Source organism: Caballeronia pedi, from assembly GCF_001544915.2.
In the GTDB taxonomy this organism is placed as follows: domain Bacteria; phylum Pseudomonadota; class Gammaproteobacteria; order Burkholderiales; family Burkholderiaceae; genus Caballeronia; species Caballeronia pedi.
Genome location: NZ_FCOE02000006.1, coordinates 124021 through 144397, shown reverse-complemented (window position 1 = coordinate 144397; position 20377 = coordinate 124021). Strand labels below are relative to the sequence as shown.

At 61.4% G+C, this 20377-nt stretch carries 22 protein-coding genes; 10 read left to right on the top strand and 12 right to left on the bottom strand.

Annotation, left to right across the window (positions count from 1 at the left end; all coding sequences use genetic code 11):
- Nucleotides 1-237: 237 nt before the first annotated feature.
- Both AWB80_RS11655 and uraD read left to right on the top strand, forming a co-directional pair.
- On the top strand, nucleotides 238-1185 hold the full coding sequence (locus AWB80_RS11655) for a LysR family transcriptional regulator (protein ID WP_061174806.1): 948 nt from the start codon (nucleotides 238-240) through the stop codon (nucleotides 1183-1185).
- A 129-nt stretch (nucleotides 1186-1314) separates the two neighbouring features.
- Nucleotides 1315-1839 carry a 2-oxo-4-hydroxy-4-carboxy-5-ureidoimidazoline decarboxylase gene (gene uraD, locus AWB80_RS11650; protein WP_061174968.1) on the top strand — a complete coding sequence of 175 codons (525 nt, stop codon included), beginning with the start codon at nucleotides 1315-1317 and terminating at the stop codon, nucleotides 1837-1839.
- A 23-nt stretch (nucleotides 1840-1862) separates the two neighbouring features.
- Here uraD and AWB80_RS11645 read toward each other — a convergent pair whose 3' ends face one another.
- Nucleotides 1863-2315 (bottom strand): YybH family protein, encoded by a 453-nt coding sequence (locus tag AWB80_RS11645; protein WP_244206480.1) that lies wholly within the window; start codon nucleotides 2313-2315, stop codon nucleotides 1863-1865.
- A gap of 181 nt (nucleotides 2316-2496) precedes the next feature.
- Nucleotides 2497-3033, bottom strand: coding sequence for a 4-hydroxyphenylacetate 3-monooxygenase, reductase component (gene hpaC, locus AWB80_RS11640; protein ID WP_061174805.1), 537 nt, complete (start codon nucleotides 3031-3033; stop codon nucleotides 2497-2499).
- Between the two features lie 228 nt (nucleotides 3034-3261).
- On the opposite strand from hpaC, the gene AWB80_RS11635 reads away from it, so the two are divergent.
- Entirely contained in the window at nucleotides 3262-3894 is a 633-nt protein-coding gene (locus AWB80_RS11635) for a response regulator transcription factor (protein ID WP_061174804.1), read from the top strand.
- An 8-nt stretch (nucleotides 3895-3902) separates the two neighbouring features.
- Here the strand turns inward: AWB80_RS11635 and AWB80_RS11630 are convergent, their stop codons facing one another.
- Genes AWB80_RS11630 through AWB80_RS11610 form a run of 5 tightly spaced genes read right to left on the bottom strand, consistent with a single transcriptional unit; the run spans nucleotide 3903 to nucleotide 7904 of the window.
- A complete protein-coding gene (locus AWB80_RS11630) occupies nucleotides 3903-4646 on the bottom strand; it encodes an SDR family NAD(P)-dependent oxidoreductase (RefSeq protein ID WP_061174803.1) in 744 nt (247 codons plus the stop codon).
- 12 nt (nucleotides 4647-4658) lie between these two features.
- Complete coding sequence (locus AWB80_RS11625; protein ID WP_061174802.1) at nucleotides 4659-5795, bottom strand: amidase; 1137 nt, start codon at nucleotides 5793-5795, stop codon at nucleotides 4659-4661.
- Entirely contained in the window at nucleotides 5792-6310 is a 519-nt protein-coding gene (locus AWB80_RS11620; protein ID WP_061174801.1) for a nuclear transport factor 2 family protein, read from the bottom strand. The genes AWB80_RS11625 and AWB80_RS11620 overlap by 4 nt, the downstream gene beginning before the upstream one ends.
- Before the next feature lie 4 nt (nucleotides 6311-6314).
- Nucleotides 6315-6692: a hypothetical protein gene (locus AWB80_RS11615; protein WP_061174800.1), complete on the bottom strand. Its 378-nt coding sequence runs from the start codon at nucleotides 6690-6692 to the stop codon at nucleotides 6315-6317.
- Between the two features lie 36 nt (nucleotides 6693-6728).
- Nucleotides 6729-7904, bottom strand: coding sequence for an acyl-CoA dehydrogenase family protein (locus AWB80_RS11610; protein ID WP_061174799.1), 1176 nt, complete (start codon nucleotides 7902-7904; stop codon nucleotides 6729-6731).
- A 225-nt stretch (nucleotides 7905-8129) separates the two neighbouring features.
- Here AWB80_RS11610 and AWB80_RS11605 point away from each other — a divergent pair, with 225 nt between their 5' ends.
- Nucleotides 8130-9596 (top strand): PAS domain-containing sensor histidine kinase, encoded by a 1467-nt coding sequence (locus AWB80_RS11605; RefSeq protein WP_061174798.1) that lies wholly within the window; start codon nucleotides 8130-8132, stop codon nucleotides 9594-9596.
- Nucleotides 9597-9646: 50 nt separating this feature from the next.
- Here AWB80_RS11605 and AWB80_RS11600 read toward each other — a convergent pair whose 3' ends face one another.
- Together AWB80_RS11600 and AWB80_RS11595 are read right to left on the bottom strand one after the other, a co-directional pair.
- The gene (locus AWB80_RS11600) at nucleotides 9647-10147 is read right to left on the bottom strand and encodes an aromatic-ring-hydroxylating dioxygenase subunit beta (protein WP_061174966.1); all 501 of its coding nucleotides are present in this window, start codon (nucleotides 10145-10147) and stop codon (nucleotides 9647-9649) included.
- Entirely contained in the window at nucleotides 10144-11427 is a 1284-nt protein-coding gene (locus AWB80_RS11595; protein WP_061174797.1) for an aromatic ring-hydroxylating oxygenase subunit alpha, read from the bottom strand. The genes AWB80_RS11600 and AWB80_RS11595 overlap by 4 nt, the downstream gene beginning before the upstream one ends.
- A 157-nt stretch (nucleotides 11428-11584) precedes the next feature.
- Here AWB80_RS11595 and AWB80_RS11590 point away from each other — a divergent pair, with 157 nt between their 5' ends.
- Nucleotides 11585-12505 (top strand): LysR family transcriptional regulator, encoded by a 921-nt coding sequence (locus AWB80_RS11590; RefSeq protein ID WP_061174796.1) that lies wholly within the window; start codon nucleotides 11585-11587, stop codon nucleotides 12503-12505.
- Between the two features lie 2 nt (nucleotides 12506-12507).
- Here AWB80_RS11590 and AWB80_RS11585 read toward each other — a convergent pair whose 3' ends face one another.
- From AWB80_RS11585 to AWB80_RS11575, 3 genes are all read right to left on the bottom strand, one after another.
- Nucleotides 12508-13476, bottom strand: a complete 969-nt coding sequence (locus tag AWB80_RS11585) for a PDR/VanB family oxidoreductase (RefSeq protein ID WP_061174795.1) — start codon at nucleotides 13474-13476, stop codon at nucleotides 12508-12510.
- A gap of 108 nt (nucleotides 13477-13584) precedes the next feature.
- Complete coding sequence (locus tag AWB80_RS11580; RefSeq protein WP_244206479.1) at nucleotides 13585-14979, bottom strand: spinster family MFS transporter; 1395 nt, start codon at nucleotides 14977-14979, stop codon at nucleotides 13585-13587.
- A gap of 99 nt (nucleotides 14980-15078) precedes the next feature.
- Nucleotides 15079-16386: an MFS transporter gene (locus tag AWB80_RS11575; protein ID WP_061174793.1), complete on the bottom strand. Its 1308-nt coding sequence runs from the start codon at nucleotides 16384-16386 to the stop codon at nucleotides 15079-15081.
- Between AWB80_RS11575 and AWB80_RS44600 the strand changes: the two genes are divergently transcribed.
- The 5 genes from AWB80_RS44600 (at nucleotide 16385) to mauD (ending at nucleotide 20351) form a co-directional block, all read left to right on the top strand.
- Entirely contained in the window at nucleotides 16385-16564 is a 180-nt protein-coding gene (locus AWB80_RS44600) for a hypothetical protein (RefSeq protein ID WP_143328014.1), read from the top strand. The two genes, AWB80_RS11575 and AWB80_RS44600, sit on opposite strands and share 2 nt — an antisense overlap.
- Nucleotides 16565-16821: 257 nt before the next feature.
- Nucleotides 16822-17763, top strand: a complete 942-nt coding sequence (locus tag AWB80_RS11570) for a helix-turn-helix domain-containing protein (protein WP_061174792.1) — start codon at nucleotides 16822-16824, stop codon at nucleotides 17761-17763.
- A gap of 219 nt (nucleotides 17764-17982) precedes the next feature.
- Entirely contained in the window at nucleotides 17983-19140 is a 1158-nt protein-coding gene (locus AWB80_RS11565; protein WP_061174791.1) for an amine dehydrogenase large subunit, read from the top strand.
- A gap of 9 nt (nucleotides 19141-19149) precedes the next feature.
- The gene (locus AWB80_RS11560) at nucleotides 19150-19710 is read left to right on the top strand and encodes a MauE/DoxX family redox-associated membrane protein (RefSeq protein WP_061174790.1); all 561 of its coding nucleotides are present in this window, start codon (nucleotides 19150-19152) and stop codon (nucleotides 19708-19710) included.
- Entirely contained in the window at nucleotides 19707-20351 is a 645-nt protein-coding gene (gene mauD / locus AWB80_RS11555) for a methylamine dehydrogenase accessory protein MauD (protein ID WP_061174789.1), read from the top strand. The genes AWB80_RS11560 and mauD overlap by 4 nt, the downstream gene beginning before the upstream one ends.
- Nucleotides 20352-20377: the final 26 nt, after the last annotated feature.

The following is a 20377-nucleotide window of genomic DNA, read 5'->3' as shown; positions in this document are numbered from 1 at the left end:
GTTGGAAGCAAGTATAGAAACGACCAAAAAATCGGGAACGGGGGACGGGCCAATAAGCCCCATAGCAACGCGTATATGGGTTTCAGAGCCTTATGCGGCGCGGCTCCGCGAGTTTTTTTACGTCACGTTTTTCGACCTATGGATTACCCTAGCGCGGCGGCCATGAAGCGGATACCGTGATGGTGGCTGGCAAAATAGCGGCGCAGCCATGCGAATAACAGAGACACGGAACGCACCATGAATCGCACCGACGATCCATTCGATACCTATCTGCTGCGCGTGTTGTGCACGCTGATCGCCGAACGCAGCGTGTCGCGCACGGCGATTCGTATGAATCAGTCGCAGCCGGCCATCAGCTCGGCGCTCAAGCGCTTGCGCGCCATCTTCAATGACCCGCTGCTCACGCGCGAAAAAAACGTGATGGTGCCGACGCAGCGCGCGATACAACTGGCGCAGAGCGCGCAAGCCGCACTCAGCGCCCTCGATAACCTGCTCGTGTCGGACGATCATTTCGATCCGGCCACGACCGAGCAAACCTTCACCGTGGGCATGCCGGACTATCTGGCGCCGCCGTTTTTCGCGCATGTGGTGCGCGAATTCAGGCGCGCCGCACCGCATGCGCGCATCGTCGCCGTGCCGCTCTCGGCTTCCTTCAACTATGAGCAGGGGCTTTCCGAGGGGGCGCCGGATATCGTCATCGGTAACTGGCCCAATCCGCCGGAGCATTTGCACTTGTCCGTGCTGCTCGAGGACGACGTGGTGTGTGTCGTCGCGCGCGACAGCGTTCACGCACAAGCAGGCAAGTTCGATGCCCAAGACTATCTGAGCGCATCGCATATCGTGCCGACGCCGTATTCGCGCGATCAGCGCGGCGTCGTCGATACTGGACTCAGCACCATGCGCGTGCATCGCGATAACCGCGTGAGTTGCCCGTATTTCAACCTCGCGCCAAGCCTGATTCCGGGAACCGATCTGATTCTCACGACCGGTCGCCACTTCGCGAACTATCACGCGCAGCATCTGCCGCTGGCCGTGCTCGATGCGCCGATCGAATTTCCGTTCATGCGCTTTTATCAGTTGTGGCATCCATCGCGGCATCGTTCGGCATCGCACGTGTGGTTGCGCGGCATGCTGACCGAGGGCGCGCAGGAATTGCGCGCGCTGCGCGACATGCATCGCCAGTAGTGCTATCGCGTTCTGTTATGTGGTCAATAGGATCGGCTGTCTCGCCGCTGATGCGCGCGCTTCCTATACTCGGCACGAATCGCCTTCGACGCCAGGCGAATGCGGCGTGCCTTATGGGAGAAGCAGTTCATGTCACAGTCGATCAATCTCGAACCGGTCAACGCGCTCGATCACACCGCCTTCGTCGGTGCTTTCGCGAGCGTGTTCGAGCATTTTCCGCAAGCGGCGGAAGGCGCGTGGAGCGCGCGTCCGTTTGTATCGGAAACAGCGTTGCATGACGCGATGATGAATGTCATCCGCACTCTGGACGCCAACGGCCAGCGCCGATTCCTCAATCTGCACCCGCTGTTGTCGGGCGCGAACATTCGTTCTGGAACGATGACAGCGGATTCGGATGCCGAACAAAAAAGCGCCGGCCTCGACTCCATGCCGTCCGATCAGGAAGCCGCGCTCGACCGGCTCAACGCGGCTTATCTGGAACGGCATGGCTTTCCGTTCATCATCTGCGTGCGGCATTACACGCGGGAAGGCATTTTCAGTGCGCTCGAACGACGTATCGGGCGCAGCACGCAGCAGGAACTGGATGAGGCATTCGCGCAGATTGCCGCGATCACGCGTGCGCGTCTGAATGCGCGGCTTCGCACGTTGAACTGACGGCAATCAGGGCCATTGGCTGATTATTGCGGCGGCGCTGCGTTCCATGTCTGCGCGGTGGTTCGCCACTTGCCGTCCGTGCCTTTGGTGAGCACTTTCAGCACGACGCCCTTGTAGGGCGTCTTCTTGCCGTCCTTTTCCGCGACGACGGTCCAGTTCGCGGTCTGATAGATCAGATTGCCGACGTGTTTTGCACTGACGACGTCGATCGTATGATCGCGAAAGCCTGCATCGAACAGGCCTTTATAGAATTTCTCGACATCCGCGCGTCCCTGAATGGTCGTTCCATTTCCCGGCGAAACCACGGCTTTCTCGTCGTACAGGGCGCCGAGCGCCCGCGCATCTCCCTTGTTGAAGGCCGCGTTCCAGGCGGTGTTTGCATCGTCGAGTACCTTGTCGTGTTGCGCGAGTGCCGGTTGCGAAGCGACCAGCGCGAACAGCGCGCATGCACCGAGTTGCCTTAAGGACTTGTTCATCACGTATCTCCAAGTGGCGATTATGCAGATCTCGGCGATGCGTGACGGCGTGCGGATGATAAAAGCACAAGCACCGTTTGCCGGCGCCAATATTCGATTTAGCTTTCAGTCGCCCGTCTGCGCGTGGAGTATAGGTAGTGGTGTTCCTGTAATCAATTAACGCAGAACGGGCGATGCGACTTCACTGCGAGGCACAACCGCGCGGCACGCGATGAAAGTTGCGATCGAAATAAATCAGGCTGTCGCCATCGTCGCGCACGCGGATATCGTGTGTTTCGACGAACATCACCGAATGCGATCCCACTTCCTTCGCCTCGACGATGGTGCCCTGCAGACTCGCCAGCGCATCGCGCAATACCGGTACGCCGTTTGTGCCCGCGTCCCAGACGGGCAACGAGAAGCGCTCGTCCATCGAGAGCGGCGTGAGGCCGGCGAAGTGCCGCGCGATCTGTTCGAGATGGCCCGGCAGGACGTTCACGCACACGTTGCGATTGCCGGCGAAGGCGGCGTGCATCGCACTCGAACGATTGATGCAGACGAGCAGCGTGGGCGGCGAATCGGTCACCGAGCACACGGCGCTTGCGGTGATGCCGCAGCGGCCGTGCGCACCCATCGTCGTGATGACATTCACCGCAGCGCCAAGATGGGACATGGCCTGGCGGAACAGCTTGCGCGCCTGATCGGGATCGGTGAAGTCGGGGCGGGGCAGCGCTGACATAGGAGCGTCTCCTGTTCGTTTCGTGTTTAAGGTTGTGTATAGCAAACCGTGAATCAAGCGTACGCGCTGAACCGCACAAAACATATCGGCGCGATCCGCCGACTTGCCCGGCGTCGTTACCGAGCGCACTAAAGGTTTTACCTATCCCGGAAAATCGAAGTAAAGAAGGGACTTTCGCAGTGGATATGGGCTGGTTATCATTGCCTTTCCATCGAATCCTCATTTGCAATGAATCCTCCCGCTCCCGTGGTGTATATCGTCGACGACGACGACGGCATGCGTACGTCACTCGCGTGGCTGCTCGATTCGGTCGGCGTGAAGTCGGAGGGATTCGCCAGCGCCGCCGAATTCCTGCATGCCTTCGACGTGTCCCGGCCCGCCTGTCTCGTGCTCGACGTACGCATGCCGGAGATCGGCGGCTTCGACGTGCAAGCCGAACTCAATCGTCGTGGCGCGACCTTGCCGATCATCTTCGTGAGCGGCCACGGCGACATTCCGATGTCCGTGCGCGCGCTTCAGCATGGCGCGATCGATTTCGTCGAGAAGCCCTATAACTCGCAGCAAATGCTCGATCGCGTGCAGCGCGCGATGAAGCTCGCCACACAACGCCACGCGAAACATCAACGCCAGCGTGAACTGCGCGAGCGCGTCGAATCGCTGACCGCGCGCGAAAAAGAAGTCTTGCGCGGCGTGATCGAAGGCAAGGCGAGCAAACGCATCGCCTCCGATCTGTCGATCAGCGTGAAGACCGTCGACGTGCATCGCGCGAGCATCAAGGACAAGCTCGGCGCGGCATCCATCGCCACGCTGGTGCGCGACGTGCTCGAAGTATGGAGCCCGCCGGACGACGGGCTCGCATGACTCACGCTTCAGCGCATGTAGAGACCGCCGTTCACGTCCCAGCATGCGCCGTTCGCGAAGTACGCATCGGGCGATGCGAGCAGCACCGCGACATCGGCGATGTAATCGGCCGAACCCAGACGCCCGACGGGAATGCCCGCGATCACCTTGTCGAGTTTGTCGGCGGGTACGCTCTCATGCACCACGGGCAAGTCGAGCGGGCCGGGCGAGATAGCATTGACGGTCACGCCATGCGCCGCGAGATCGCGCGCGAATACCTTGGTCAGCGTGATCGCGCCGCCTTTGGCAGCCGCATAGTGCGCGCCGGTGGCCGAGCCGCCGTTCTGCCCCGCGAGCGATGCGATATTGACGATGCGACCCGCGCCGCGATCCGCGAAATAGCGGCCGAATACCTGACAGCCGAACAGCACGCTGCGCAGATTGACGTCGATGACCTGATCGAACTGCTCGGCGGTAATCTCCATCACGGGCACGACCTTCGATGCACCCGCATTATTGACGAGTACATCGATACGGCCCCAGCGTTCGTGCACTGCATCGCGTGCGCGTTCGAAATCCGCTTTCGACGTGACATCGAGTTGCAGCGCGAACGCGCTGGCCCGATCTTCGCTCAACTCGTGCGCGAGTGCTTGCGTGGCCTCGATTGCGATATCGGCCAATGCGACCTTGTAGCCCGCGGCATGAAAACGGCGCGCAACGACTGCGCCCAGGCCGCGCGCGGCGCCGGTAATGAGCGCGATTCTATTCGACATGTTCGAATTCCTTTATTGACGAAGTGCGGCTTCGAAATGCGCGGCCACTGCGCAAATCTTTTCATCGGCGCCTCTACGCCCGACGATCTGCAAGCCGGCTTTGAGCGTTGAACCTTCGATCGGAAGAGGAAGACTCAGCGCGGGATGGCCGCTAAGATTGAATGGCCTGATCAACGACGACATCGCGATCACCGACGTACCCGCGCGCGCCGCTTCAAGCGTGATCGGAAGCGCGGGCAACGTGGGAAGCACGAGCACGTCGGCATCGCCGAGCGCGCGATCTACTGCGGCCGTGAAGATGCGCCGCACGTTTTCCGCTGCGTCGAGATCGGCGGCGGTCGTGTTCGACGCCGAGCGAAGGCGTGCTTCGAGATCCGCGCCGAGCTTGCCCGTTTCGACGAGATGACCGAACGCATGCCACGTTTCCGCATTGATGACCGCAAGACCGGCAGTGAATGCATCGCCGATCGATTCGAGCGCGACGCCGCGTGATGCGAGTCCCGCGCGGCGCACGGCGTCATCGACGGCTTTGCGAATACTCGCATCTGCATCGACCGCAACGATGCCAACTCGCATTTTCGATGCATCCCTGCGCGCGCTATTCACATCGAACGATGGATCGATCGCGCCCATCGCATCGACTAGCACGCGCATCTCGCACGCAAACGGGCCGACGCAATCGAGCGTGGTTTCGACGGGCGCCACGCCGCGACGCGACACGCGGCCAAACGTCGGCTTCAATCCGATCACGCCACAACATGCCGCAGGGCCGCGCACCGAGCCGCCGGTGTCGGTGCCGAGCGCGGCATCGACGAGTCCGAGTCCGACAGCGCAAGCCGAGCCGCTCGACGAGCCACCGGGAATGCGGGTGGCGTCCTGTGGATTACGCGGCGTGCCAGTGAATTCGTTGATGCCAGTCATGCCGAAGGCGAGTTCGTGCATGTTCGCCTTGCCCTTGATACGCCAGCCCGCATCGAGCAGACGTTGAACCACGTCGGCATGTTCGGTGGCGGCGGGGGTGTCGGCGAGTGCGCGGCTCGCTGCCGTGGTCGGATAGCCCGCGATATCGATGCTGTCCTTGATCGCGATGGTCGGACCATCGATACGATCGTGCGCGCGCAGATCGAATTCGCTGATGAATGCGCTCATGCGTTCAACTCCTTGCGAGGGTTCACGCGCCACGGCGCGTCGAAGAGACGCTCGGTGCGGAAGTGTCGAATCAGCCATTCATCATGCGCATCGCGCGGCGAAAGCACGAAATCGATCTCGAGCCGCGCGGCGATGAGTTCAGCCTTTTCGTCCGCATAGCCCGACGCTTGCAGCATGATCCATCGGCCTTTGGCGATATCGCTTCGAACCTCGATATGCTCCGACGTCAGGAAGTGCACATTGGTCGAGAAATGCGGAGACGGCGGCAGATAAGCTTGCAGCATCTCGACGATCGCCGCGCGCCCTTGCATACGCCCGAACTTCTGCGCATATTGCGGGCCGATGCCTTCCCACACGGCGTCATCGGTGAAAAGCGCGGCGAGCGATTCGCCTTCGAGCGGCGCGCAAGGCACATCGCATAAGGCCATATAACGCGCGATAGTCTTGCGCACTGCGTTCTGCGCTTCGAGCACGGCGACGCGTTCGAGCAGCGCTTCGATGGTCGTGTTCGTCATGGCGTCATGCGTGATTGGCCGTGGCGGGCGGAACGGCCAATGCACGTCCGACGCGCGCTTCGATCTTTCCATAGCGCCACAGGTTGTACGGGCCAACGGGCGTCGTGCGATAAAGATTGCACACGGCGGTGGCCGTATCGAAGTCCGCGACATCGGCCATGATGTAGAACGTCCACGGCGCGCCATCGGACTGACCGACGACGAGTCGATCATCGTCCATCACGCCCAGTACGCGCACGTTCTCCATTGCTTCGACGGCGGCAAGCATCTTGCCGTAGGCTTGCCATACTTCGCCGATCTGTTCGCGCGGCAAGTCGAAGAAGTTCTGGGTCACGCCGCAGCAGAACAGCACGCGCAGGGGCAGGTTTCGGTTATCGGACATGAAGCGTTACTCCTATTGTTATGCGATGAAAGTGGATCAGAGATAGCCGGGAATCGGCGGCACGCCGACGAACACCGCGCCCGCGCCGTCGTAGTTGCCTTCGCCGAGGAAGGCGTGCTGCGTGACGACCATCGCATCGCGCATCAGGCGTTGCAGCGGATGTGTGCGATAGATCGCCATCGTCCCACCCAGCCGATAGGCGCGATTCACGACGTCCGCGCCTTCGCGTGCGATCTGCGTCGCGGAAAGACGCAACAGACTGACCTGTTCGGGCGTGACTTCATTGCCCGCGATAATCGACTGCCATACGCTATCGGTCGATTCATAGAAGAACGCACGCGCCGAGCGCAATTGCGCCTCTGCCTTGGCAAGCTCGATCCGGTAGTAGGCGCGATCGGCAAGTTGGGGCGCGCCAGTCGTCGTCTTGCGTCCGCCCGCCATGTGATTCGCAACGTCGAGCGCGGCGCGCGCCAGCCCCAGATTCACGACAGCGAGCACTTGTGCGGCATAAGCGATCGTCGGATAGCGATAGAGCGGTTCATCGACCGTCGATGCACCGCCGCGCACGAAGGTCCAGTCTTCCGCTACGAACTGATCCGTTACGCGCAGATCGTGACTGCCCGTGCCCTGCATACCGACCACGTTCCAGTTCTCGACGATCTCCACTTGCGCGGGACGAAACACCGCGGTGCGCGGCTTGCCCGGCGCTTCGCCCGGCTTGCCCGTGCCGATGCCGACGCCGAGCCAGTCCGCGCCCTTGCAACCACTCGCGAACTTCCAGGTGCCATTGACGCGATAACCGCCATCGGCGGGTTGCACGTTCTGCACGGGGAACAGTCCGCCCGCGAAGACCTGATCGGGGCCGTCCGCATAGATCGCGGCCTGCGTCGCGAGCGGCAGGGCGGCGAGATAGAGATTGGCCGAACCGAAGCTCGCGACCCACGCGGCGGAGCCGTCGGCGACCGCAATGCGCTCGATCATCGCCAGGAATTCGCCGGGCGCGCGCGCGTCGCCGCCGAAGCGCTTCGGCGTCGCCGCACGATAAATGCCGGCGCGCTTGAGCTTGGCGATGACATCGCGCGGCACATGTGAGAGCCGGTCGAATTCTTCGCGACGCTGAGCGATTTCGGCGATCACGTCGTCGAGCGTCAGGGCATCGTCCTGATTGCAAAGATCGTCGCGGATAGCGACGGCAGCGGCGGAAGCTGACATGGGGACGTCTCCTTGTTCGGTCGTATGACTCATAGGGATGGGCGAGCGTGCTTTCGAACTGCTCACGTTGATGCCAGTCTAGAAACGCAAAAAAGCCGAGACAATTGGGATGACGTGCGCGTGATTCAGTGAAGTACCCCGGTTCTCTAAAGAAATCTTTAGGGGCGCGCCGCGCGCGCCGATGCTATGGTTAGCGTTGCAACCATGTTTTCCTCGCACCGCGACATGAACTTTCCCGCCGAAGACGATTTCCGCCGCCTGCTCGACGCATTGACGCAATGCGTGCTTCTGCACGACGCGCAGACGAAGGCGATCGTGTGGGCGAATCGTGCCGCGTGCGCGGCGCTGGGCTTTTCGGTGGAGGAGCTGCTGCCGCTCAAGGCGCACGACATGACGCGCGACGACATCAGATATCGCCGTGAAATCGCGGTGAACGCGATGGACCGCTCGATCACCGAAGGCCCGCAAAGCTATGAATGGTGTTATCGCTCGCGCGCGGGCGTTGATATGTTGTCCGAGGCGATCGCAACCTACGTTCCGCTCTCCGGTCGCGCAGTCGTCATGGTGCAGTTCCGCGACATCAGCGCGGAAGATGCGATGCGCCAGAAGCTGCGGCGCTATGAAGCGCGGCTGCGCGAATACATGCAGGATCTGGGTGAGGGCGTTGCGGTGCTGTCGCCGCGCGGCAGGGTGAGTTTCATCAGCGAGTCGGGACGGCGCGTGCTGGGTGTTGCGAGCGATGCGCCGCTCGGCGTCGCGCTCGACTATTGCACGAGAGCGGATCGCGACCGGCTGATCGCGCAGTTGCGCAGCGCGACGCGCCAGCATTCGACGCCTGCGCAACGCTATGCGATTACGCGCCGTGACGGCATGAAGCGTTGGTTGCGCATCACGTTCAGGCGCATCGATATCGAAGATGGCACGCTGGTGCATTTCCGCGATATCAGCGATGAAGTCGCGATCGAAGAAGCACGCCGCAACGAAGCGCGCATGCTGGAATACGCGGGCCGCAATAACGCGATGGGCGAAATGGCGATGGCAATCGCGCATGAGTTGAGCCAGCCACTCGCAGCCGTACGCAATTTCATCGAAGGCGCGATTCAGCGGCTCGCGCAGCCCGATTCGATCGAGAGCGCGATCTGGGGCCTGCGCGCAGCCGATCGTCAGGCCGAGCATGCGGCGCATATCATCAAGAGCGTGCGCGAATTCATCGTGAAGCGCGAACCCGTCGAAGCGCAGGCCGATCTTCGCGACATACTCGCCGACGTCGCGTACTTCATTCAACTGCGCGCACGGGACGAGGGCGTGACGGTCAGGATCGAGCAATGGCACGAGCCGTTGCCGATACGCTGTGAACGCGTGCTCATCGGTCAGGTCATTCTCAATCTGGCGTTCAACGCGGTAGAAGCGTTGAGCGGTGCGAAGCCGTCGACGGGCATCGTCACGCTTGCCACGACGATGAACGGCGAGGCGGCCGAACTGCATGTGACCGACAACGGCCCGGGCGTTCCCGACGATGCGCTCGAACGTCTTTTTGACGGCTTTTCCTCGTCGAAGGCGGGCGGCAATGGCATAGGCTTGTCGTTGTGCACGAACATCGTGTCGCGTCACGAAGGGCGCATCTGGGCGCAACGCGCCGCGAGCGGCGGTCTCGAATGTTGCTTCGCTTTGCCCCTGTCGCATGGCGTTTGATCGACCGGTAGACACGCATCGGCGTGAATGCGCCGATGCGTACGTGCACATCAAAGCAGGAAGCCGATTGCGCTCAGCGCTTCCGTCGAATCGATCAGGCGGATAACCTTTTCGACGAGCTTCGGTTCGCCGCTTGCCATGCTGATCTTGTGCGTGAGATCGGCGGCGAAGATCGTCGACACACCGCGCTTGTACGCGACGATGACCTGCGCCGACTTCACTTCCACCACATCGGCGCTGTCGCTCGACAGCGTAAAGCGCGACACGGTGCGCACCGTGCGCGCCGCATCCGACGCGGACGCGGAATAGCCCGACGTCATGCGCTGCACGCGCAATTCGCGCATGTGCTGATCGTCGTAGGCGTAGTTCAGCGTGGCGGCGAAGTCGGTCGCTGCGGGATCGATCGGCACCACATAGAAGCCCGACGGCTCCCATAAGTCGAGCCATGCGCGATAGTCGCGGCGGTCCAGCAATTCGGCTTCGCGCCAGATGAATTCGATCGCCCGCGCGAACGTTTGTTGCGAGAAGAGTGCGTTGCGATCGTCCATCATGCTTTCTCCATCATTGCGCGCCATTGTTTGTAGGCTTCACGCATGCCGGTTTCATCCGTGGCGTGCGCGGTCTTTTCTCCGTTCGGTGCGGTTGTTTCGCGGTTCAGGCCGCGATTGACGAGAATCGGCACATCGGGGCCGGCGTGCGAGCCGCGCTGCACGCGTTCCCATGCTTCGGCGTCGTCGGGGCTGCCGAAACCGAACGGGCCTTGGAAATGCTCGTGAATGCGCAGGCGCACGCGATTCGCTTCTTCCGGTCCGCCGTCCATCGCGAGCGCGACGTGACGAATCTCCGTTTCCTCAGCCGAGATCGGACGCAGCACGCGGAAGAACGCCATCGAGAGTGCGAGGTTCGGAAAGAGGTTCAGATTGAAACCCACGCCCATCAGCGAGCGCACGATGCGGCGCACTTCATCGGGCGTATGTTTCTCGGCGAGCTTGGCGGCCAGATCGTTGAAACGTTCAGGCAAGGGCGCGCCGTCGTCCTTGTCGAGATCGACGATCTCGGGCACCAGCACCGCGAGGCTATGACCGTTGCCGAGCGAGCGGCAGAAGGCCTGGTCGCTCGTCATGAAGCTCGTGATGACCGCGGCGGTTTCATCGTCGATCGACTTCATCCACGACTTGTGCACCACCGGGAAGTGATAGAGATCGGTCGTGTTCTCGAGCTGGATTTTCCAGTTGCCCTTGAACTTGAATTTGTGCTCGCCGTTCGCCTTGATCGGATATCCCGCGCCCTGTTTCATGAACAGATCGATCCACGGCTTCGCTCCGCCGAGAAAGTCTTCGAGCGGTTCGATCGCTTCGTCGAAGCTCGCGAAGATCAAACCCTGATAAATCCCGACGCGCAGTTTCTTCAGCGGCAAATCGCCTTTCTCGCAGACGCCTTCGTAACCATCGCCGTAAGGCAATGCACGCAAGGTGCCGTCGAGTGCATAAGACCAACTGTGATACGGGCACGTAAATCCCTTTGCATTGCCCTTGTGTTCTTCGCACACGGTAGCGCCGCGATGGCGGCAGCGGTTTTGCAGCACATGCACCGCACCGGTCTTGTCGCGCACGACGATCACCGGCTGGCGGCCGATGGTCGTCGTGATGAAATCGCCGGGCTTCGGCAATTCGCTTTCATGCGCGACCCAGATCCACGTCTTGTAGAAAATGCGCTCGAGCTCGGCTTCGAAGAGATCGGCATCGTAGTAGAGCGACGGCGCGATACGGTCCGCTTGCGCGCGCTTGCCGAGCGCGCTGGTATCGATGATTTGGGTAGTCGGCGTACTCATCGTTGATGTGTGGGGTGAGGTTGATCGGTCAAGAGGAGGGCAATGAAGATCAGCGCATCCTCTCGTTGACATCAGTCTCGCTTTGCGAGGATCATGCGTCAAATCGATTAAAAAACGGTTGCTCGATAAGTCCCACCGATATCTTGAGAGTGCCCCGATGACATCCCTCGATCATGTCGATCTCAATCTGCTGCGCGTGTTTCAGGCGATCGTGGAAGAGCGCAGTCTCACCAAGGCCGGCGAGCGGCTCGCGCTGTCGCAGCCTGCTGTGAGCTATTCGCTCGGCCGTCTGCGCACGCTTTTCGATGACACGCTCTTCATTCGCACGCGCGCGGGCATGCAGCCGACGCCGGTCGCGCTGGAACTGGCCGAGATTGTCGGACGCGCGCTCGATACAGTGCGTGAAGCATTGCGCTTCGCCGAGCGTTTCGATGCATCGACCAGCAATCGCACGTTTCGTCTGTCTCTTTCGGATGCGGGCGAAATGGCGTATTTGCCCGCGATCTGCCAGGCGCTGCATGAAGCTGCGCCGCGCGTGAAGCTGCTGGTGGAGCCGCTGCCTGTGGAGGAGATGGAAGAGGCGTTGCGTTCGAGCCGGCTGGACTTTGCGATCGGCAATCTGCCTTCGCTATTGCCGCGCACGCGGCACGCGCTGCTTTTCGAGGAAGCCTATGTGTGCATGACGAGAAAGCGCGATGGCTTGCCCGCCGGTGAAACCTTGAACCTCGATGAATTCCTGGCGGCGTCGCATGTGCAAGTGCGCTCGCTCGAACATAGCCATCATGCACTCGACGACGCCTTGCGCGCGCAAGGCGTCGGCCGCAATATCGCGCTCGCGTTGCCGCACTTCGTCGCGGTGCCCGGCGTGCTCGCGGTGACGGATCTGTTCGCGACATTGCCGGAGCGGCTCGCGCATATCCTCAATCGCAGCGACGCGTTTCGCATCTATGCATTGCCGGTTCAATTGCCCAAAGCCGCCGTGACAATGCACTGGCACGAGCACTTTCACGAAGACGAAGGCATCGCGTGGATGCGCGGCCTCATGACCGACATCCTCGCGGGTTTCGACAAGCTGTGACTTCAGAGATCGAGCACGAGCACCGGTGAGCGAGAGCGGGACACGCAGCAGCAGATCACGCTGTTGCTCGCGCGTTCTGCCTTGCTCAGACAATGATCGCGATGCTCGGGTTCGCCGCTCACGACATCGACCATGCAGGTGCCGCACACGCCTTCGCCGCATGACGTATCCACTTCGATGCCGATCGATGCGAGCGCGTCGACGATCGAGGTCGAAGCATCGACTCGCACGGTCTGACCGCTGCTGGCGAGCTGAACCTCGAAAGTATCGAGCGACGTTTCCGTCTGCGCCTGTGGCTCGGCCTTGAAGCGTTCGAGATGAATGGCATCGGCAGGCAGGCGCTTCTTGGCCGTGTCCACAACGACATCCATGAAGGGCGCGGGACCGCACGTGTAGACATGTGCGTCCTTGCTCGCTTCGCGCAGACAGGCATCGAGTTCATCGTTCAGCGCATTGCGTTCGATACCGAAATGCAGCTTGACGTGCTTGTCGAATGGCGCGCGGGCAAGAAGCGGCAGAAACGCCGCATGAGTTTCGCTGCGCGCGAAATAATGCAGCGTGAAAGGCGCGCCGATCGCGACGAGACGATGTGCCATCGAAAGCAGGGGCGTGATGCCGATGCCCGCGCCGACAAGAATATGCTCGCTCGCGCCTTCTTCGAGCTGGAACAGATTGCGCGGCGCGCCTATCGACAATTCGCAGCCGACGCTGACTTCGTCATGCAGCGAGCGCGAGCCGCCGCGCGACTGTTCTTCTTTCTTGACCGCGAAGACATGTGATTCGCGGCGTGCCGGATCGCCGCACAGCGAGTACTGGCGCGTGATGCCCGAGGGGCTCGTTACGTCGATATGCGCACCGGGCGTGTAGGCGTCGAACGGCCGGCCATCAAGACGCGAGATGCTGAATGACCGGACGCCGTGTGCTTCCTCGCGCAACGCGTCGACGCGAACTTTGAAGGTTTGAGCTTGCATGATGCCTTTCCAGTGTTTTCGAAGGGACGATGCAATGAGCGTAGCGCCCCTTGCCGGATAAGCAAAATAGATTAAAAAGCGCGAGTCACATCAATTCAATGGATATCTTCAAGCCGTCGTCGTTGTTGCGCCTGACGGCAGGCTCTCGCGGGTGTCCGGCGCATCGAGCGTGACGCGCGCTTCACGCGCTTCGCGTTCGAGGCTCCGCCGATACTGTTTGCAGCCGATAAAGAGCAGCACGGCCGCAAGCACGATCGCCACGGCATTGATGATGGCCATGGAATGGCCGACCGCGAGCGGCGAGCCGAATAGCTTATCGGTGATCACCGCGACGAGTGTCGTGCCCAACCCCAACCCGATCAGATTCGACACGAGCAGGAACATCGCGGAGACTTGCGCGCGCATCTGATTGGGCGCGAGCGCCTGCATGGCTGCGGCGGAGGTCGGAAGCGGGAACGATGCGAAGAACATCGCCGCGACGAGCCATGCAAGCGATGCGCCGAGGCTCGTGGTCTGCGAGAACGCGATCGCAGGCACGAGCATGCACGCAGCGCCGATCCATGCGGCACGCATGGGTGCATCGCTGCGGCCGCGGCGCAGCAGCCAGTCGTTGAGCCAGCCGCCGCAGAAGACGCCTGTCGTGTTGGCGACGAGCATCACGATGCCGAGCATGTAGCCCGTTTCGACCGGCGTGAGGCCGAAGCGGCGCATATAGAACGCAGGCGTCCAGCTCATCAGGCAATAGAGGCCCATCGCGTAGAAGGAAAAGCCGATGTAATGACAGAAGAACGTCTTCCGGTGGCTGCCGATGAAACGCAGCGCATCGCCCATTGCAACGCGTTTGACCTGGCCCGCGCCGTCTTGCGCGAGTCCTTTGCGCGCGGGATCGCGCACCGTCAGCATAAAGATGAATGCGACCAGCAGACCTGGCAAGCCAACGATGAAGAACGTGACTTGCCAAGCACGCAATTCGCCGATGATCGGCAAGGTAAAGACGCTCGCATGTTTGAGCAGCGCGATCACATAACCGCCGACAAGAAACGCAATGCCGCCGCCGATGAACGAGCCGAGCGAATAAATGCCGATCGCGCGGCCCATTTTCTCCTTCGGAAAGAAATCCGCGAGCATCGAATAGGTTCCGGGCGAGAGCGCGGCCTCGCCCACGCCGACGCTCATGCGCGAGACGAACATATGCACGAAGCTCTGGCTCAGGCCGCACGCCGCCGTCGCGATGCTCCACAGCGCGATGCCCGTCGCGATGATGCGCGGGCGCGCGAAACGGTCGGCGAGATAGGCGATCGGCATGCCCATCACCGCGTAGAACAGCGAGAACGCGAAGCCATGCAGAAGACTGAATTGCGTATCGGTGAGTTGCAGGTCGCGCTTGATCGGCTCGATCATCAGCGCGAGCACCTGGCGGTCGATGAACGAGAAGACATAGGCCAGCATGCAGATCACGACGACATACCACTCATACGTATAGCGTTTGTGTCTTGGTTTCATGGTGCTTGGTGACTCCATAGTTTCTGGACGTGCGCAGGCATTCGCGCGGGCCAGCGCCGCGCGAATGCGAGTCGACTGCGGGAATAGGAAGGGCGCGCGTTACTTGCCGCGCGTTTCGTGCGTGTACTTCAGCGTGACGACCGTGACGAGGGCGAGGCCGATCAGGAATACGGAAACCGGCCAGTACGTGTGATAGTGCACGAGCAGCGCCGTGGCGATCAGCGGAGAAAGACCGCCCGCGAAGATCGACGCGACTTCGTGGCCCAGCGCGACACCCGAGTAACGCACTTCGGTGCTGAAGAGTTCGCCGACGAGCGAGGGCAGCGTGCCGATCATCGCGCCATGGCACACGGCCGTGCCGAGCACGAGCGCGAGCCAGATGAGCGGAGTGGAATGCGTATCGAGTAGCCAGAAGAACGGGAACGCCATGAACGCGAGCGACACCGCACCGATCATATACACGGGCTTGCGTCCGATGCGATCGGATAACTTGCCCCAGAGAAGCATCGCCGCCATTTCGACGACCATCGCGATCATCACGCCGGTAAGCATGGTCGAGTTGTCGATGCCCGCGAACTTCCCGTAGACAAGCGAGAACGCGAGAAAGATATATGCGCCGCCATTTTCGGCGACACGCAATCCCATCGCCATGAGGATTTCTTTCGGATGACGCTTGATGACTTCGATCACTGGCATATGCGATGTCTTGCCCGCGCGATCCGCATTTTCGAAGTCACGGCTCTCCGGAAGGTTATGGCGGATATATACGCCGAGCGCGAAGATCAGGATGCTCGCGAGAAACGGCAGACGCCAGCCCCATGAAATGAACTGATCGTGCGGCAATGCCTGTACGGCGAGAAACGCGCCCGAAGACAGCACGAAGCCGCCGCCCACGCCGAGCTGGCTCCATGCCGCGTAATAGCCGCGTTTCTCGGGCGGTGCGCTCTCGCTGATCATCAGAACTCCGCCGCCCCATTCGCCGCCCGAGGCGACGCCTTGCAGAAGGCGCAATCCGACGAGCGCGGCCGGCGCCCACAGTCCCACGTGATCGTAAGTCGGCAACAGGCCGATGCCGAAGGTCGCGAAGCCCATGATGAGCAGCGTCCATACGAGCGATGCGCGCCGTCCATATCGATCGCCGATATGCCCGAACACGACGCCGCCGAGCGGACGCGCGACGAAGCCCATCGCGAACGCCGCAAATGCGCCGAGCGTACCGATGAGCGGGTCCGCATTGGCCGGAAAGAAAAGTTGGCCGAACACGAGCGCGGCCGCCGTGCCGTAGACAAAGAAGTCGTACCACTCCATCGCGTTGCCCGCGACGGATGCGACGACGATCCGGTTCAGCGCGCGGTCCTGAGTGATGGCCACGCGGTCCGCGGAGGTCGAGGAGTGAACGGAAGACATGTGGGCTCGCTTGAAAAGGAGTGGGGCGTCTGTCGATGCTTTCGAAACGCTTCGCTTGGGAGGCAGTGTCGATGCGACAGATCACTGCGTCAAATTCGCCGAAAAGGGATCCGCTTATCAGTGCGGCAAATTTGAAATCGCATCGGCGCGCTTTATCGACGATTCGATTTTTGACTGATTTGCCGTGCGCTATCGACGAGCGCAGACTGCGTCGAAGGCCCGTGCGAGCAGGCGTTCGGCGCGAGTTCTAATGTAATGTCTGAAGTACGCGCGGGCACTTTTGCGTGAGATGCATGCTCGCGCGTATTTTTCAATCGTGCATTCCTAGCATTGCGCGACAAACAACAAGCGAGAACAATCACAAAGCTTGACGCCAAAAAAACGAATATTTATAAGCGATCGCATCAATGGCGACGCAAGTAGCAGGAGGAGGGCATGTATGCCAATTATCAAACCTTTGAAGATGCCGACCGTCACGCGCACGCGCTGACGGGTTGGGATCAGCGCTATGACCAGGTTGGCGAAGGCGCTTTTCGCAGCACGGTGAAGCAGGTTTCGGTAGCGGGCGTGCAGGTGTTTCAGGAATCGGCGAACGTTCGTATCGTTCAGCGCGGACAGCTTCCCGCGGGTTTCGTCACGTTCGGGCTCGTGCTCGGCGGCGGCGCACCCTTCTCGTTTCAGGGCGTGAGAGTCGACGAAAACGCGCTCGTCGTCGCGCCTGGTTCGAGAGAATTCCTGCTGCACTCACCGCCCGATATGTCTATGTTGGGCGTTGCCGTCGAATCGAATCTGCTCACGGCGGCGGCCGACGCGGCGGGCGTCGATATCCAGGACGAAATCTTCAATCGCCATGTTCTGAGCATCCCGGGCGCCGCCGGCGCGCGCGCGGGAAAGCGCATTATCGCGGCGGTCGAAACGGTGCTCTCCGACTCCACTCCGTTTTCTGGCGGCGATGGCACGCATCGTTTCACGCAGACGGTGACGGAAAGCCTTCTGGACCTGCTGACGTTTCATGTCCCGACGCGTGAGGACCGTCTCACGTATGCGTGCCGGGCCGATGTCGTGCGACGCGCACATGATCTCGTGCTGGCAAGTCCGGAGCAGCCTATTTCTGTTCTCGATCTGTGCGAAAAGCTGCGCATCAGTCGACGCACCATTCAAAACAGCTTTCAATCCGTCACGCAGATGAACCCCGTCAGTTATCTGCGGGCCGTGCGTCTCGCGCAGGTAAGACGGCTATTGACGACGACATCGCAAGGCGAAGTCCCGGTGCGTGAAGCCGCGATGCGTTGGGGATTTGCCAATCTCGGTCACTTCGCCAGCGATTACAAAAGCCTGTTCGGCGAGCTTCCCTCTCAAACGCAGCGCGCGCGATAGCGCGAGGCGCATTCCCTTTTCCTGAATACTTTCGAGCCGCATTGGCGCGGCTGAATCGTCATGTCGGCTGGATATGCGGGTTTGTACGCGTATCGGGCGCGTCTCTGTCGGCTCCCTTTCGAATGCTCCATTTCGGCACGTACGCGCTGCCGGTTACGAAGTGCTCTTTTTTATTGTCATCTTTAGAGTCCATTCGACGATAACTAAGGAGGAGCAGAGATGAAGCTGAGACGGCTGGCCGCCGCTATGGGGGCTGTATTGTATGGACTGCTTGCGTGTCAGTCGCACGCAGGCGCGGCCGAAAAGCCGGAAGAACTGACGGTGGCGAAGGTGCCGCCGTTCAACCCGCATCGCGTGTTCGTGGCCGATGTGGCGTTCTCGAGCATGACCGACGCACGCGTGCACGTCTTCGATGGCGACACGAAGCGCTTCGTCGGCCAGATCGACGCCGGCTTCGCACCGGGCTTTACGATCTCGCCGGATCACAAGACAGGCTATGTCGCGACGACATACTTCGCTCGCGGCGGACACGGCGCGCGCACGGACGTGGTCGAGATCATCGACAACACCACGCTCGACGTGGCCGGCGAAATCGTAATCCCGGCCAAGCACGCTCAGACCGTGCCGACGCCTTACCTCACGAATCTTTCGGAAGACGGCAGCCGCCTCTATGTGTCCAACATCACGCCGTCGACTTCGGTCACGGTGATCGATACGGCCGCGAAGAAGGTCGTCGGCGAAATCGATATGGACGGCTGCGTGCTCGCCTATCCGAGCGGCAATGACCGCTTCTCCTCGCTGTGCGAAAGCGGCAAGGCGCTCACCGTCAAGCTCGATGCGACCGGCAAGGAAGCGAGCCGCAAGCTCTCGGACGCGTTCATCGACGTCGACAAGGATCCCGCGTTCATCAATGCCGTGCGCGACGGCAATACATACCTGTTCACGACCTTCAACGGCAACGTGCGCACGGCCGACTTCTCCGGCGATGCGCCGGTATTCGGCGCGTCGTGGTCGCTGCTCAGCGATCAGGAGCGCAAGGCCGGCTGGCGTCCGGGCGGCCTGCAGCAGACCGCGCTGCACGTGAAGAGCCATCGTCTGTACGTCGCGATGCACAAGGGCGCGGACGGCTCGCACAAGGATCCGGGCACGGAAATCTGGGTCTACGACACGCAGAGCAAAAAGCGCGTCGCCCGCTGGGATCTCGCAAAGCAGAAGATCGATCCGCTGCTCTCGATTCAGGTCAGCACCGACGACAAGCCGCTCTTCTACGGCCTCACGCCGACCTCCGATCTCGTCGTGCTGGATGCGACGACCGGCAAGCGTCAGCATGTCGAAAAGCAACTCGGCTCGACGTCGACGTTGCTGCTCAATCCCTGAGGTGATGCGATGATCGATCCCGTCATTCTCATGGTGTGCATCGCGTCCGCGACGATCATCGCGCTCGCGAGCGCGTTGCCCAAGTGGCGCGAGCCGGTGCGTTTTCGCGCCTCGCTCGAAGCGTTCGCGCTGCTGCCGTCGTTCGCGGTTAAGCCTTTGTCGTTCGTGTTTCCGGCACTGGAAACCGCGGGTGCGATCGGCTTGCTGTTCGCCGAAACGCGCATGCCCGCCGCAATTCTTCTGATCGCGTTGTTCACGCTGTTCGGCGCGGCGCTCGCATTCAACGTGCTGCGCGGTCATACCGATATCGATTGCGGTTGCTCGGGCTTCATCGCTGCCGCGCGGACATCGGACCGCACGCCGAAGTCGATCGGCTGGTGGCACGTCGCGCGCGCCGCCATGCTCGCCGCGCTCGCCGCCGCCGCGCTCGTTCCCGCAACCGGCCGCGCGCTCATGGGTTTCGATTACCTGAGCGCAGGCGCCTGCACGCTCTTCGCCGTCGCCGCGTGGTTCACGCTCGACGTGCTGCTGGTCAATCTTCCCAAGCTCGATTCTCTGAGGAATTCATGATGCAAACCGCTTTGATGATTTCGGCCGCGCTTTCGTGGGCCGCTCTGCTCGCGCTCGGCGCGATCTGTCTCGCACTCGTTCGCCAAGTCGGCATTCTGTATGAACGCATGATGCCCGCGGGCGCACTCATGATCGACAAGGGTCCGGCAGTCGGCGCCATTGCGCCGGTGTTCGAACTCGGCGATATCGCTGGCCGTGCCGTGAAGGTCGGCGGCCTGTCGAATTCGAAGCGCAACACGCTGGTCTTTTTCCTCTCGCCGTCGTGCCCCGTGTGCAAGAAGCTGCTGCCCTTGCTGCCGTCGATCCAGGCGCGCGAAGGCGCAACCGACATCGTGCTCGCAAGCGATGGCGATTTCGAAGAACACGCCGCCTTCTATCGCAAGGCCGGTCTTTCGCAATATCCGTATGTGCTGTCGCAAGAGCTCGGGCTCTCCTATCAGATCGGCAAGCTGCCTTATGCGGTCCTGCTCGACGAAGAGGGCAAGGTGCGCGCGAAGGGTCTCGTGAATACGCGTGAACATCTGGAAAGCCTGTTCGAAGCGAAGGAGCGCGGCGTCGCTTCGCTGCAGGAGTTCGTCCACGGCAAGCACGACGATCACGCGCATCACGACCATGAAGGTCAAGTCGGGCAGCACGCCTGAAGACGCCGATAAATCATTCATTCCTA